The organism is Arthrobacter sp. efr-133-R2A-63, from assembly GCF_030209795.1.
Lineage (GTDB): Bacteria > Actinomycetota > Actinomycetes > Actinomycetales > Micrococcaceae > Arthrobacter > Arthrobacter bambusae_A.
The window spans coordinates 228,752-243,413 of sequence record NZ_JARVRG010000024.1 but is presented as its reverse complement, the minus strand read 5'-3'; the positions used below and the strand labels follow the sequence as shown (position 1 = coordinate 243,413).

The following is a 14,662-nucleotide window of genomic DNA, read 5'->3' as shown; positions in this document are numbered from 1 at the left end:
ATGGAACAGGTCAGAAGGGCTCAGTTGCCGGTCTCGGCTAGTTCCCCGGTCCGGCTTCCTGGGCCAGCTGGAGGAAGCGCGTTGCCAGTTCGGCGCCGCCGTCGGGATCCCTGGCAACCAAAAGCAAGGTGTCGTCGCCTGCGATCGTACCCAATACAGACGGCATTACCGAGTGGTCGATGGCCAGGGCGAGGAAGTTGGCGGCACCCGGCGGTGTCCGCAGCACCACGATATTGCCCGAGGCCTCGGCAGTGACCAGCAGCTCGCCGCAGAGGCGCGACAAGCGGGCGTCCAGGATTTCCTGGGTGACGCCGCTTTTTGCATTGCGGTCGCCGCCCTCGCCGGGCACCGCATAGACCAGTGCACCGTCCTTGCCGCGCACACGCACCGCCCCCAGTTCAACCAGGTCCCTGGAGAGGGTCGCCTGGGTGACCTGCACGCCGTCGTCGGCCAGCAAAGCCGCGAGTTCGGCCTGCGAGCGCACCGACTGACCGGTCAGGATCGCGGTGATCCGCGCCTGGCGGGCGGTCTTGGTGGCGGGGCTGGCGCCTTGCGACGCAGGATGGGTGGACACTAGAACGTGCTCTCTCCGGTGCCCTCAACGGGGGAAAGCCCGTCGACGAACGCGAGTCCCGAGCGGTGCATGAGCCAGGCCATGAGCGCTTTCTGGGCGTGCAAGCGGTTCTCGGCCTCGTCCCAGACGATCGACTGGGGTCCATCGATGACACCCGCGGAGATTTCGTAGCCGCGGTAGGCGGGCAGGCAGTGGAGCACGACGGCGTCCGGTGCGGCGTGTGCCATGGCGGCCTCGTCCACGGAATACCCGCGGAAGAGCTCCATCCGCGCTTCCTTCTCTGCTTCCTGCCCCATGGACACCCAGGTGTCCGTAGCGACGACGTCGGCGCCGTCGAGGGCTTCCGCGGCGTCAGTGGTGATGAGCACGGAACCGCCGGTCTCGGCGGCGCGCTCCTCGGCCGCCGCCACGATGTCGGCGGCCGGCAGGTAGCCTTCCGGACCCGAGATCCTGACGTGCATGCCCGCCGTGACGCCTGCCAGCAGATAGGAGTTGGCCATGTTGTTCGCGGCGTCGCCCAGGTAGGCCATGGTGAGGCCCTTGAGTTCGCCCTTGTGCTCCTTGACTGCCAGGAGGTCTGCCAGCAACTGGCAGGGGTGGTAGTCATCGCAGAGGGCGTTGATGACGGGAACTTTGGAGTTTTCGGCCATGGCTACGAGGCCGGAGTGCGCCGAGGTCCGCCACACGATGGTGGAGACCATGCGTTCGAGGACCTTGGCGGTGTCCTCCACGGATTCCTTGTGGCCGATCTGCGCCTCGCCCGGATTGATGATGAGCGCGTTGCCGCCCATGTCGGCGACGCCGGTGGCGAAGGACACTCGGGTACGGGTGGAGGTCTTGTCGAAGATCACGGCGACGGTCTTGCGCCCGTTGCCGGCAGCCGCGAACGGTTGGATGCTGTACGGGGCGGCCTTCATCCGGACTGCGAGTTCGAGCACCTCGGCTTGCTCGGCCGGAGTAAGGTCCGTGTCCTTGAGGAAATGACGGGTGGCGTTCACTGTGCGTCCTTAGCGGTCAGTGGTGCAGCGTTCAGGGGTGCAGCGGTTTCGGCTGCGGCCTGGATGATGCCTGGCAGCGCGTCGAGGAAGCGGTCGGCTTGCTCGGCGGTCAGGATGAGCGGCGGAGCCAGCCGGATGGTGCGCGGGCCGGGACTGTTGATGATGAAGCCCGCGTCGAGGGCAGCAGTCACCATGGCGGGCGCAATGTCGGAGTCGAGGTCGAAACCGATCAGGAGGCCTTCGCCCCGCACTTCGGTGACGGCGTCGACGTCGGACAGTCCGGCCCGCAACCGCGCGCCGACGCTGAGCACATTTTCCAGTACGCCCTGGCTTTCGATCGCATGCAGGGTGGCGAGGGCGGCGGCTGTGGCCACCGGGTTCCCGCCGAAGGTGGTGCCGTGCTGGCCCGCGGTCAGGAGCGACGACGTCGGCTCCCCGAAGGTGATGAGCGCGCCGACCGGGAAGCCACCGCCCAGGCCCTTGGCGAGCGTCACGGCGTCGGGGACGATTCCGGCGTCTTCGCTGGCCAGCCATTTGCCCGTTCGGCCGACGCCGGTCTGGACTTCGTCCAGGATGAGCAGCGCGCCTGCTTTGCTCGTCATCTCGCGGGCCGCCTGCAGGTACTCGACGCTGAGCGGGCGGACGCCGGCTTCGCCCTGGATGGGCTCCAGGAACACCGCGGCAGTGGTTTCGTCGACGGCGGCACGGAGCGCCTCGATGTCGCCGAACGGGATGTGGACGACTCCACCCGGCAGCGGCTCGAACGGCGCCCGGTACGCTTCCTTGGCGGTCAAGGCCAGCGCACCCATGGTGCGGCCGTGGAAAGCACCTTCCAGGGCGATGATCTTGGTGCGCGTGCCAGAGCTGTTGCGCCGCGCCAGCTTGAACGCGGCCTCGTTGGCTTCGGTACCGGAGTTGGCGAAGAACACCTTGGAGCCGGCAGGAGCTTTGGTGATGGCGAGGAGCTTCTCCGCGAGCGCGATCTGCGTGGGGCTCGTGAAGAAATTGGAGACGTGGCCCAGGGTGGCCAGCTGGCTGGAGATGACGGAGGTGACGAACGGGTGGGCGTGGCCCAGGGCGTTCACCGCAATCCCGCCGAGGAGGTCCAGGTATTCCTTGCCGTCGGCGTCCCACACGAGGGCACCCGCACCCCGGACCAGGACCCGCTGCGGGGTGCCGAAGACGCCCATGAGCGAGGAAGCGTAACGGGCCAGCCAGTCGCTTCCAGTGCTCTGGGAAACAAGCGTGGTTGCGGCGGGTTCCGCAGTAACGGCGGTCGGGCTCAAACCAACGGTTTCGTTCATGAGTTCACTTCCTCGTCGGGGACAACCTGGGTTCCGATGCCCGCGGTCGTAAAGGTTTCCAGGAGCATGGAGTGCGGCAGGCGGCCATCCACGATGTGCGCGCGTTCCACTCCTTCATCAATGGCCTTCAGGCAGGCCGTCATTTTCGGGATCATGCCGGACTCGAGGCGCGGCAACATCTCGCGCAACTCCGTCGCCGTCAGCGAGGAGATAAGCGAGGACTTGTCCGGCCAGTTGGCGTAGAGGCCCTCGACGTCGGTCAGGATGACGAGCTTGGATGCGCCCAGTGCCGAGGCGACCGCCGCTGCGGCCGTGTCCGCGTTGACGTTGAGGACCTGCCCCGTTGTGGAGCCCGTCCCGTCGCCCTCGTCGATGATCTCGGGTGCGACCGTGGAAATCACGGGGATGCGGCCGGCTGCGAGGATGTCCTCGATACCCGTGGGATCAACACCCACCACTTCGCCCACCAACCCCAGGTCCACTTCCTCGCCGTCCACTACGGTGCCGGTGCGCACGGCACGCAGGAGTCCGCCGTCTTCACCGGACATGCCCACGGCATAGGGTCCGTGGGAGTTGATGAGGCCCACGAGTTCGCGGCCCACTTGTCCGGTAAGCACCATGCGGACAACGTCCATGGCCTCGGGAGTGGTGACGCGCAGGCCGCCCTTGAATTCGGATTCGATGCCCAGCCGGCCGAGCATCGAGTTGATCTGCGGGCCACCCCCGTGCACGACGACGGGGTGGATACCCACGTGGTGCAGGAAGACGATGTCCTCGGCGAAGGCGCGGCGGAGTTCCTCGTTGACCATGGCGTTGCCGCCGTACTTGATCACCATGGTGGTGCCGGCGAACCGCTGGATCCACGGCAGCGCCTCGATCAGGGTCGCTGCCTTGTCCTGGGCAGTTTTTGCCGAATCGGCGCCGATGGATGTGTTTTCCCGGGTGTGCGCAGTCATGGTCATCCCGTCTAGCTCGAGTAGGCGCTGTTCTCGTGCACGTACTCGTGCGTGAGGTCGTTGGTCCAGATGGTGGCCTCGGCGTCGCCGGCCTGCAGGTCGATTTCCACGAGCACCTCGCGGGGTTCGAGGTCTACGAGGTTGCGGTCGTCGCCGATGCTGCCGTTGCGGCAGATCTGGATACCGTTCATGGAGACGTTGAGCCGGTCCGGTTCGAAGACGGCGTCGGTGGTGCCCACCGAGGACAGGACGCGGCCCCAGTTGGGGTCCTTGCCGAAGATGGCAGTCTTGAAGAGGTTGGAGCGGGCCACCGAACGGCTGACGATTTCGGCGTCGCGCTCGCTCGCCGCGTTGAACGTGCGGATGGCGATGTCGTGGCTGGCACCTTCGGCGTCACCGATCAGCTTGCGGGCGAGCTCGGCGCACACGTGGGTGACCCCGGCACCGAGCTGCTCGGCGGACGGCATGGCCTCGGAGGCCCCGGAGGCCAGCAGGACCACGGTGTCGTTGGTGGACATGCAGCCGTCGGAGTCCGTGCGGTCGAAGGTGACGCGCGTCGCGTCGCGGAGCACCACGTCGAGCTCTTCCGCCGGGACCTGGGCATCGGTGGTGAGCACCACGAGCATGGTTGCCAGGCCCGGCGCCAGCATGCCGGCGCCCTTCGCGATGCCCCCGACCGTGAACGTGTTGCCCTCGGCATCGGTCCCGGTGAAGACTGCTTCCTTCGCCACGCTGTCCGTCGTCATGATCGCCGTGGCGGCAGCGGAACCGCCGTTCTCGGAAAGTTCGGCGAACGCGGCGTCGATGCCAGGGATGATCTTGTCCATGGGCAATTGCTCGCCGATGAGTCCGGTGGAGCAAACCACGACGTCGGAGGCGGAGATCCCGAGCACGGCTGCCACTTTCTCTGCGGTTGCGTGCGTATTTTGGAAACCCTGGGGACCGGTGCAGGCGTTGGCGCCGCCGGAATTCAGCACCACTGCGTCGACGCGCCCGTCGGAGAGAACCTGGCGCGACCAGTGCACCGGCGCCGCGGCAACGCGGTTGGACGTGAAAACGGCTGCTGCGGCTTTCAGGGGACCGTCGTTGACGACGAGGGCGAGGTCCGGGTTGCCCGAGGCCTTGATGCCGGCTTTGACGCCTGCGGCCCGGAATCCCTGGGGGGCGGTGATGGTCACGGGGCAACTCCTTGGACATTGAGGCCGGCGGATTCGTCCAGGCCGAGGGCAATATTCATGGACTGCACGGCGCCGCCTGCGGTCCCTTTGGTCAGGTTGTCGATGACGCACGTGACAACCACACGGCCGGAATGCTCGTCGAAGGCCAACTGCATGACGGCGTGGTTGGAACCCTGCACCGATTTGGTGGTGGGCCACTGGCCCTCCGGCAACAGGTGGACGAACGGTTCGTCGTCGTACGCTTCAGCCCAGGCACTGCGGAGTTCCGCAGCGGTGACGCCGGGCTTGACCTTGGCTGTTGCCGTGCTCAGGATGCCCCGGCTCATGGGCGCGAGGGTGGGAGTGAAGGACACGGTGACCGGTTCACCCGCGGCGTTGGAAAGTCCCTGTTCGATCTCCGGGGTGTGGCGGTGGCCGCCGCCCACGCCATAGGGACTCATGGAACCCATGACTTCGGAACCGATGAGGTTGACCTTGGCCGCCTTGCCCGCGCCCGAGGTACCGGAGGCGGAAACAATCACGACGTCGTCCGGCTGGAGAAGCTTGTTGGCGAAGCCGGGCGTGAGGGCAAGGAGGGCCGACGTCGGGTAGCAGCCGGGAACGGCAATCCGCTTCGCTCCCTTCAAGGCGTCGCGCTGGCCGGGAAGTTCCGGCAGCCCGTACGGCCAGGTCCCCGCATGGGCGGAGCCATAGAACCTTTCCCAGGCTGCGGGGTCTTCGAGCCGGTGGTCCGCGCCGGCGTCGATCACCAGCGTGCCTTCCGGCAGCTGCGCTGCGATCTCAGCCGAGGCTCCGTGCGGGAGCGCCAGGAACACGACGTCGTGACCGGCGAGGTTTTCCACGCTGGTGTCTTCGAGAATCCGGCTGGCCAAACCGTGGAGATGCGGCTGCAACTCCCCTAGTCTGGAACCGGCGTTGCTGTGCGCAGTGATGGCACCGATGGTGACGTCGGGGTGGCCTGCCAGAAGGCGCAGCACCTCTCCCCCGGCATAGCCGCTGGCACCGGAGACGGCAACAGAAATAGTCATGGCACGACTATACAGCAAAACTATTCATGGTTGCCGATATTTATGCACGCCCTTTTCCGGAGCTTCTTCGAGCCACTCCCGGAAGCAGCCCGTCTCGGCACAACCCCTTTGGGAGCGTATGCTGAATAGAGGGTGATCTAGACCGTGCAGCCGATCGTCGGTTGCAGCGTTGCCCGTTATGTATTACGGGGCAACTGCATATGTCACAGACCTCCACCACGGAACGTCCTCATAAGGGCGTCCGGCCACCCAACGCCGTCGTTCTTAGCTATTCCGAACTGCTCAAGACGGTCCGCGCGGAAGGGCTTTTGAAGCGCCGCGTCGGTTTTTACATCAGCGTTTTCGCTTCCCTGGTCCTCTTGCTGACCGGCACCTGGTTCGGCTTCGCGCTGATTGGGCCCAGCTGGTACCAGCTCCTCATCGCCGCGGCCCTGGGCATCCTTTGCACCCAGTTGAGCTTCCTTGCCCACGAGGCCGGCCACCGCCAGATTTTCGCGTCCCGCAGGGCCAATGACTGGTCCGCCCGCATCCTGGCCACTTCGGTTGCCGGCATCAGCTATGCCTGGTGGGAACAGAAGCACGGCGCGCACCACAACAGCCCGAACGTGATTTCGAAGGACCCGGACATCAAAACCGGAGCCCTGGCATTCCATGTTGAAGCCGCTGCCGGCAGGCAGGGACGCTTCGCGTTCCTCACCCGCAGGCAAGGCTGGTTCTTCTTCCCGCTCCTCTTGCTGCTGGGCATCAGCCTGCAGTGGGAGTCCTTGATGTACATCTTCCGGCCCGGAGCCATCAAGCACCGCTGGGTGGAAACCCCCATCCTCCTGGCACGGCTTCTCGCGCTGCCGGTCCTCGCCTTCACGTTCCTTCCGCTTGGCATGGCATTTGCCTTCCTGGGCGTCCAGATCATGGTGTTCGGCTTCTACATGGGTGCTTCCTTCGCCCCGAACCACAAGGGCATGCCGGTCCTCCCGGCAGACTCGCGGGTCGATTTCCTTCGCCGCCAGATTCTGACCGCCAGGAACATCTCCGGCGGCCCGTTCATGAACATCCTCCTGGGCGGCCTCAACCACCAGGCGGAGCACCACTTGTTCCCGGACATGGCCCGCCCGCACTTGCGCCGCGCTTCGGAGATCGTTCGGAGCTACTGCGAAAAGCATTCCATTCCTTATACGGAAACCACGTTGATGCAGTCGTACGGCATCGTCGTTCGGTACCTCAACGAGGTAGGACTCGCCGCAGGCCGCGGCTTTGACTGCCCCGTCGCATCCGCGCACGGCAGGGGCTGACGCGCCCGGAAGGCCACGGGCCACGTTACGGCGAACCACGGCCCCCAGCAGCTGACTGGACACTCGACGGACTCCGCTCCCTAGGATGGTTGTGTGAATGCGGGCACGAAAGTGCCTCGACGGAGAAGGAGACCCATGACGCAAGCGATCATTGCCCGGCAAGCGGGAGGACCTGAAGTCCTCGAACTCACCGAAGCAGAGGTTCCGGTTCCTGGCCCGCGACAGCTCCTCGTCAAAGTTGCAGCCGCCGGAGTGAACTTCATTGACACGTATCAGCGCAGCGGCACCTACAAGGTCGAGTATCCGTTCACCCCCGGCTCCGAGTCTGCAGGCACCGTGGAGGCCATCGGCCCCGACGTCGAGGACTTCGCCGTCGGAGACAGGGTCGCTACGGCTGAAGGATCCCGCAGCTACGCGGGGTACACCCTCGTAGACGCCGACAAAGCGCTTCCCGTGCCGGACGGCGTCGACGACCACACAGCGGCAGCACTGCCGCTGCAGGGAATGACCGCGCACTACCTGATCAACTCTTCCTTCCGCGTGGAACCGGGCCAGACCGTCCTGACGCATGCCGGCGCCGGCGGCGTGGGACTCATCCTGACGCAGTTGCTCAAGGCCCGGGGCGCACGCGTCATCACCACGGTCTCCTCGGACGAGAAGGAAGCCCTTGCCCGGGAAGCCGGCGCGGACGAAGTCCTGCGCTACACCGGATTTGCGGACAAGGTCCGCGAGCTCACCGATGGCACGGGCGTGAACGTGGTGTACGACGGCGTCGGCAAGGATACTTTTGACGGTTCCCTCGCGAGCTTGCGCGTCCGCGGCGCGCTCGTCCTGTTCGGGGCGGCTTCCGGGCCTGTGCCACCCTTCGATCCCCAGCGGCTGAACGCGGGCGGATCGCTGTCCCTGACGCGCCCCACCCTTGGCCATTTCCTCCAGAACCCGCAGGAGCGGCGCTGGCGCTCGGCTGAAGTCTTCGGCGCTGCCGCCAGCGGCGCGCTCAAAGTCCGGATTGGCGGAACATACCCGCTCGCCGACGCAGCCCAGGCCCATCGCGACCTGGAGGGCCGCAACACCACCGGCAAGCTACTGTTGCTCCCATAATCGAATAAACAGCACGTTGGCTTTTCACTTAGCATTGGGCTAGGCCATGGCAACGGTCACGCGGCCGCTGACACTTTTTGTTCACTTCAATCCGAGAAGCTTCGAACGTGACCCAGGAACATGAAATCCCGGCGGACAGCCTGGAACTCCAAGCGGTGCATCTGCCCCAGCTGCAAGGTTCAGCAGCCGCCCCGCCCGCGCGCACGCTCGTGGAGATCCTCCACGACACGGCCCTGGCATTTCCGGAGGCTTCTGCCCTCGACGACGGGCAGAAGTCGCTGAGTTATTCAGAACTCATGGCACAGGTACACGGTTTTGCTGCAACGCTCAACGCAGCCGGTCTGGGCCCCGGGGACAAGATCGGCGTCCGGGTTCCCTCCGGATCCAACGATCTCTACATTGCCATCCTGGCGATCCTCTCGATTGCGGCCGCCTATGTGCCCGTGGACGCGGACGATCCCGAGGAACGGGCACGGCTGGTTTTCGGAGAAGCCAAAGTGTCTGCCGTCGTCACCAAGGGCGGCAGGATCGATGTGTCCGCGGACCGCCCCACACCGCACCCGACTCCGCGCGCACCCGGGCTGGACGACGATTCCTGGGTCATCTTCACCTCGGGGTCCACCGGCACGCCGAAGGGTGTGGCAGTGCGACACCGTTCATCCGCCGCCTTTGTCGACGCCGAAGCCCGGCTCTTCCTCCAGCAGGATCCGATCGGACCGCAGGACCGGGTCCTCGCCGGCCTTTCCGTGGCCTTCGACGCTTCCTGCGAAGAAATGTGGCTGGCGTGGCGGCACGGCGCCTGCCTTGTCCCGGCCCCGCGCGCCTTGGTGCGTTCCGGCGTGGACCTTGGCCCGTGGCTCATCAACCACGGCATCACGGTGGTTTCCACCGTTCCCACACTCGCGGCCCTGTGGCCCGCGGAAGCCCTCGAAAACGTGCGCCTGCTCATTTTCGGTGGCGAAGCCTGCCCTCCGGAACTCGCAGAGCGTCTCGCCGTTGACGGCCGCGAAGTGTGGAACACCTATGGCCCCACCGAAGCAACCGTCGTGGCCTGCGCGGCTCCCCTAGGCGGGGATGGCCCGGTGCGGATTGGACTGCCGCTGGACGGCTGGGACCTCGCCGTCGTCGATGCTGCCGGTATTCCCGTCGCGGAAGGCGAGACAGGCGAACTGATCATCGGCGGCGTCGGACTGGCCCGCTACCTCGACCCGGCCAAGGACGCCGAAAAGTACGCCCCCATGCCGTCCCTGGGGTGGGAACGCGCATACCGCTCCGGCGACCTCGTCCGCTACGAGGAAGCCGGCCTCGTTTTCCAGGGCCGCGCGGATGAACAGGTCAAGCTTGGCGGCCGGCGCATCGAACTCGGTGAGATTGACGCCGCCCTGCAGGCCCTCCCGGGAGTCGCCGGCGCCGCGGCTGCGGTCCGCACGACGGCGGCGGGGAACCAGATACTGGTCGGCTACCTGGCTCCGGCCGGACCAGGGGACATCGACCTCGCAGCGTCCCGCGAATTGCTCACGGAAAGCCTTCCCGCCGCGCTGATCCCGCTGCTGACGGTCGTCGATTCGCTTCCGACCAAGACCAGCGGCAAAGTGGACCGGCATTCGCTTCCCTGGCCACTGGCCGGCGCGGGCGCCGCGGATGCCGACAAAGCACCACTCAACCTCCCCGAGGACGCCCAATGGGTGGTTGAACAGTGGGAAAGCGTCCTCGGCTCCAGCGTCACCTCGCTCGACGCCGATTTCTTCGCCTACGGCGGGGGCTCCCTCGCCGCAGCCCAACTCGTCTCGGCGCTGCGCGTGCGGTACCCCACCATCACGGTGGCCGAAATCTATGCAACTCCTCGCGTGGGCGCCTTGATCGACGCCGCGCGGCAGTCACTGCCGGAAGGCGGCATCCAAGGGCCGGCGGCCGAACGCACGGTCCGCCCCACCTCCCGGAAATCGCAGATCTTCCAGACCCTGATGGGAATCTTCCTCAACATCCTGGTGGGCATGCGTTGGCTCACGTACCTCATGGCCGCCAACCGCTTACTGGCCGACTTCGCCGGTTTCACCGCCGCTCCCGTGGTGTCCTGGTGGTGGATCCTGGCATCGTGGCTGGTGTTCGTCAGCCCGCCGGGACGCATGGGGATCTCGATTCTGGCCGCGCGAACCCTTTTGCGCGGCGTCAGTCCCGGAACGTACCCGCGCTCGGGCAAAGTCCACTTGAAGCTGTGGCTGGCAGAACAGATCCAGGACCTTTCAGGCGCCATCAGCCTCGCGAGCGCTCCGTGGGTTCCCTACTACGCCAGGGCACTCGGGGCGAAGATCGGGAACAACGTCCATTTGCACTCGCTGCCTCCGGTCACCGGACTGCTCTCCTTGGGCAGCGGCTCCAACATCGAACCCGAAGTGGACCTCTCTGCCTGGTGGATCGACGGCGACTTCGTCCACATCGGCGCCATCCACGTAGGTGCCGGCGCCACAGTCGGCTCCCGCAGCACCCTCATGCCGGGAACCAGCATCGGCGCAGGTGCGCGCGTGGAGCCCGGCTCCGCGGTGTTGGGCAAGGTCAAGGCCGGGCATCTTGTTGCCGGCTCCCCCGCCGAGCGCCGCGGCAAAGCCAAGAATGGCTGGCCCGAGACCCCTTCGTCACACCACCTGATCGGCAGGCTCTGGTTTGCGGCATTCGCTGCGGCCTCGGCGCTGCTCGCCCTGATCCCCTACATCTCGGCATTCGTCGCTGCGATCGTCATCCTGGCATTCATCCAAGGCAGGAGTTCCCTGCAGGACGCCTTCCCGGAACTCCTGCCTGCCATCCCCTTGGCGGCATTGGCCTGGTTCCTGTGCAATCTCCTCTTGATCCTGGCGACCACCCGGATGCTCGGCGTCGGCCTCAAGGAGGGGTACTACCGGGTCCGCAGCCGCGTCGGCTGGCAGGTCTGGGCTACCGAACGTGTGCTGGACATGGCACGGGACCTGCTCTTCCCGATCTACGCCAGCCTCTTCACCCCGGTGTGGTTGCGCCTGCTGGGTGCCAAGGTAGGCCGCAACGTGGAAGCTTCCACGGTGCTCCTGCTTCCACGCATGACGACCATCGGCGAAGGCGCGTTCCTCGCCGACGACACCATGGTGGCCTCTTACGAGCTCGGCGGCGGCTGGATGAAAATCGCTCCGGCCAAGATCGGCAAACGCTCCTTCCTGGGCAATTCCGGCATGACCGCCGCAGGCCGCAGCGTTCCCAAGAACTCACTCGTGGCGGTCCTGTCCGCCACGCCGGCCAAGGCCAAATCGGGCACCTCCTGGCTGGGGAGTCCTCCCGTCAGGCTGCGCAGGACTGCCGTCAATGCGGATCAGAGCCTCACCTTCAACCCGCCGTTGGCCCTCAAGGCCAAACGGGCCCTGTGGGAACTGTGCCGCTTGGTGCCGGTCATGCTGACGGTGGGGATCGCCGTCGGCATCATGCTGGTCCTCGACTGGATCGCCACCGAGACCTCCTACTGGCTCGCCGCCGTCCTTGGAGGCGTCGTGATCCTCGCCGCGGGTGCCGTGGCGGCTGCGAGTTCGGTGGCCGCGAAGTGGGTCTTGGTCGGGCGCATCAAAGAGGGCGAACATCCCCTGTGGAGCTCGTTCATTTGGCGCAACGAGGTGGTGGACACCTTCATCGAAATGGTCAGTGCCCCTTGGTTTGCGCGTTCAGCATCCGGCACGCCGGCGTTGGTGTGGTGGCTCCGGGCGCTCGGCGCGAAAATCGGCCGGGGTACCTGGTGCGAGAGCTACTGGCTGCCCGAAGCCGACCTCGTCACGCTCGGCGAAAGCTCCACGGTCAACCGCGGCTGCGTGGTCCAGACACATCTCTTCCATGACCGCATCATGAGCATCGACACCGTGGTCCTCGGTGACGGCGCCACGATGGGTCCGCACGGCGTGATCCTGCCGCGCGCCAGCATCGGGGCCGGCGGAACGGTGGGACCGGCGTCGCTCGTCATGCGTGGAGAGACGGTTCCCGCGGGCACCTACTGGATGGGCAACCCCGTCAGCCCGTGGTCCGGGCCGTAGCGTAGATTGGCAAGGGGGCTTATTAATTACCAGCCCATGAGGACCCCGACACAACAAGCTACACGGAGGCAGCCAGCGCACATGAGCCGCAGCGAACCCGGAACACCCCAAGCGCGGGAAACCACTACAACTGCCGCCGATCCCTACACCCTGCACCATGGGAGCACGGCATTCCAGGTCCAGAGGTATGAACTAGACCTGGACTACAGCCTGGGCAGCAACCGGCTTAACGGACGCGCCGTGCTCCGTTGCGTCACGCTCGAAGACACGGACTCCGTAGTCCTCGACCTGGTAGGCATGAAGGCTTCCAAAATCCTGGTTGACGGCAAGAAAGTGCCGAAGTTCAGCCCGCGCGGCGAACACCTCGTGATCACCACCAAAGACCGCTTGCGGGCAGGCCAGCACTTCACGGTTGAACTCCGCTACGACGGCAACCCGAAGCCGCGCCGGGGCCTGTGGGGCGAAGTCGGGTGGGAAGAGCTCGAAGACGGCGTGCTGGTTGCCGGGCAGCCGAACGGCGCCGCGTCCTGGTTCCCGTGCAACGACCATCCCCGGCACAAGTCCAGCTACTTGATCAGCATCACCACCGACGACAACTACCGCGCCATCTGCAACGGCCGCCTCGTCTCCCACAGCAGGAAATCAAGCCGCGAAACCTGGGTCTACGAACAGGCCGAGCCGATGGCAAGCTATCTCGCCACCGTGCAAATCGGACGCTACCGGCTTCACCAGCTCAGCCCCGCCCCGGGTGGGGTCCGCGCCGGAACTGCCCATCACGCCGAAGCCCTGCGGCAGGCTCCGGTGCCCCAGTTCGTTGCTGTCTCCCCCGGTTTGTTGACCGAGGCCCGCGAAGGCCTGGCACGGCAGGCCGACATGATGCGCACCTTTGTGGAGTGTTTCGGTCCGTATCCCTTTGCCGAATACACGGCCGTGGTGACCGAGGACGAACTGGAAATACCGCTTGAGGCCCAGACCCTCTCCATCTTCGGCAGGAACCACATGGAGCAATCGTGGGACGCGCAGCGCCTCATCGCCCACGAGCTGTCCCACCAGTGGTTCGGCAACTCGCTCACCGTGAGCAGCTGGCGGGACATCTGGTTGCATGAGGGCTTCGCGTGCTATGCCGAGTGGATCTGGTCCGAAGAGGCGGGCGTCATGTCCCTCGCCAACCGCGCAAGGGCCGCGTGGCGCAAGCTCGACATGGGCGCCCAGGACCTCGTGATCGGGGATCCCGGACCGGAGCACATGTTCGATGACCGCGTCTACAAGCGCGGGGCCCTGGCCCTCCACGCCGTCCGCCGCGCATGTGGAGACGAAGCGTTCTTCGGATTGCTGCGCCATTGGACCGAGGCCAAGCGCCACAGCTCGGTCTCCACGGAGGAATTCATCGCTGCGGCAAACACTTACGTCCCGGGGCTCGACGCGGGAAGTGTCCTGGAACCGTGGCTGTACCAGGCAAGGGTGCCCGCTTTCGGCTGATCCCGAAAATCCAGCCTGTCCAAGGACTTAGCGTGCCGATATCGCGAGGGCGGCAAGCAGACCGGCCGGAAGATCCCGGCCGCCCGCGCTTGACGGGAGTTCGAGGTCCCACAGCCCCGCCCTGTCAAGCACATCGAGGGAATCCGGGGCCACCCTGAGCCCGTCGCCCGTCATCTTCAACCAGGCTTCCTTGCGCGCCCACAATCGTGCTCGCTCCTGGGGCCGCCCCGCGGGATCCAGCGCGTCGAGATGGCGCCGCTCCCGCACGGTGAGGGCGACGTCGTCGAAGCCGGTGAACTCCGTGCCCGCGGCATTTTCCAGGTCGGCGCCCACCCGGAGCCCTGGTCCGGGGTGTACGACGGCGGCAAACAGCACCCAGCCCGACGACCGTGAGGCGCTAAGCGCCAAGGGTGCGGGGCCGCCGTCGAGCAGGTATCCGGGCCGGCCATGCGCGATGTCCGGACCGGAACCGCAGTCCGGGCACTCGTAGGCCGCCTGGAGCTTCGAGGCGGGAACACCCAGAAGGGTGGCCGCAAAGTCTTGCTGCGCCAGCCTGGAGGCCAGGAATTCCAGGCGCAGGGCCGGGGCCATGGTGTTTGCCCGAAGCGTCTCGGCCGGAGACAGCAATTCCGCCGCGATCTTTTCGATGGCGGCGGAATCGGCAGGGTCCAAGGACTGGATGTGAACAGCCAGCCCCTGGACCCCCGGGTTGATG

Annotated in this window: 11 protein-coding genes; 4 read left to right on the top strand and 7 right to left on the bottom strand. The window is 66.1% G+C overall.

The window, feature by feature from the left end; genetic code table 11:
• Positions 1-37: 37 nt before the first annotated feature.
• The 6 genes from QRN45_RS13805 to argC are packed head-to-tail and all read right to left on the bottom strand — an operon-like array spanning position 38 to position 6,038.
• On the bottom strand, positions 38-574 hold the full coding sequence (locus QRN45_RS13805; protein ID WP_241708869.1) for an arginine repressor: 537 nt from the start codon (positions 572-574) through the stop codon (positions 38-40).
• Positions 574-1,572: an ornithine carbamoyltransferase gene (argF, locus tag QRN45_RS13800; protein WP_241708866.1), complete on the bottom strand. Its 999-nt coding sequence runs from the start codon at positions 1,570-1,572 to the stop codon at positions 574-576. The genes QRN45_RS13805 and argF overlap by 1 nt, the downstream gene beginning before the upstream one ends.
• The gene (locus QRN45_RS13795; protein WP_241708865.1) at positions 1,569-2,876 is read right to left on the bottom strand and encodes an acetylornithine transaminase; all 1,308 of its coding nucleotides are present in this window, start codon (positions 2,874-2,876) and stop codon (positions 1,569-1,571) included. The genes argF and QRN45_RS13795 overlap by 4 nt, the downstream gene beginning before the upstream one ends.
• Positions 2,873-3,832, bottom strand: coding sequence for an acetylglutamate kinase (gene argB, locus QRN45_RS13790; protein WP_241708861.1), 960 nt, complete (start codon positions 3,830-3,832; stop codon positions 2,873-2,875). The genes QRN45_RS13795 and argB overlap by 4 nt, the downstream gene beginning before the upstream one ends.
• 11 nt (positions 3,833-3,843) lie before the next feature.
• On the bottom strand, positions 3,844-5,010 hold the full coding sequence (argJ, locus tag QRN45_RS13785) for a bifunctional glutamate N-acetyltransferase/amino-acid acetyltransferase ArgJ (RefSeq protein WP_241708860.1): 1,167 nt from the start codon (positions 5,008-5,010) through the stop codon (positions 3,844-3,846).
• Complete coding sequence (gene argC, locus QRN45_RS13780; protein ID WP_241708859.1) at positions 5,007-6,038, bottom strand: N-acetyl-gamma-glutamyl-phosphate reductase; 1,032 nt, start codon at positions 6,036-6,038, stop codon at positions 5,007-5,009. The genes argJ and argC overlap by 4 nt, the downstream gene beginning before the upstream one ends.
• Positions 6,039-6,238: 200 nt before the next feature.
• Here argC and QRN45_RS13775 point away from each other — a divergent pair, with 200 nt between their 5' ends.
• From QRN45_RS13775 to QRN45_RS13760, 4 genes are all read left to right on the top strand, one after another.
• Positions 6,239-7,327, top strand: a complete 1,089-nt coding sequence (locus QRN45_RS13775; RefSeq protein WP_078105643.1) for a fatty acid desaturase family protein — start codon at positions 6,239-6,241, stop codon at positions 7,325-7,327.
• 135 nt (positions 7,328-7,462) lie between these two features.
• Positions 7,463-8,428 (top strand): quinone oxidoreductase family protein, encoded by a 966-nt coding sequence (locus QRN45_RS13770; protein WP_241708858.1) that lies wholly within the window; start codon positions 7,463-7,465, stop codon positions 8,426-8,428.
• 107 nt (positions 8,429-8,535) lie between these two features.
• Positions 8,536-12,468 carry a Pls/PosA family non-ribosomal peptide synthetase gene (locus QRN45_RS13765; protein ID WP_241708849.1) on the top strand — a complete coding sequence of 1,311 codons (3,933 nt, stop codon included), beginning with the start codon at positions 8,536-8,538 and terminating at the stop codon, positions 12,466-12,468.
• 81 nt (positions 12,469-12,549) lie between these two features.
• A complete protein-coding gene (locus QRN45_RS13760) occupies positions 12,550-13,947 on the top strand; it encodes a M1 family metallopeptidase (RefSeq protein ID WP_241708847.1) in 1,398 nt (465 codons plus the stop codon).
• Positions 13,948-13,974: 27 nt separating this feature from the next.
• On the opposite strand, the gene QRN45_RS13755 is transcribed toward QRN45_RS13760, so the two are convergent.
• Complete coding sequence (locus tag QRN45_RS13755) at positions 13,975-14,619, bottom strand: 4'-phosphopantetheinyl transferase family protein (RefSeq protein WP_284763719.1); 645 nt, start codon at positions 14,617-14,619, stop codon at positions 13,975-13,977.
• Positions 14,620-14,662: the final 43 nt, after the last annotated feature.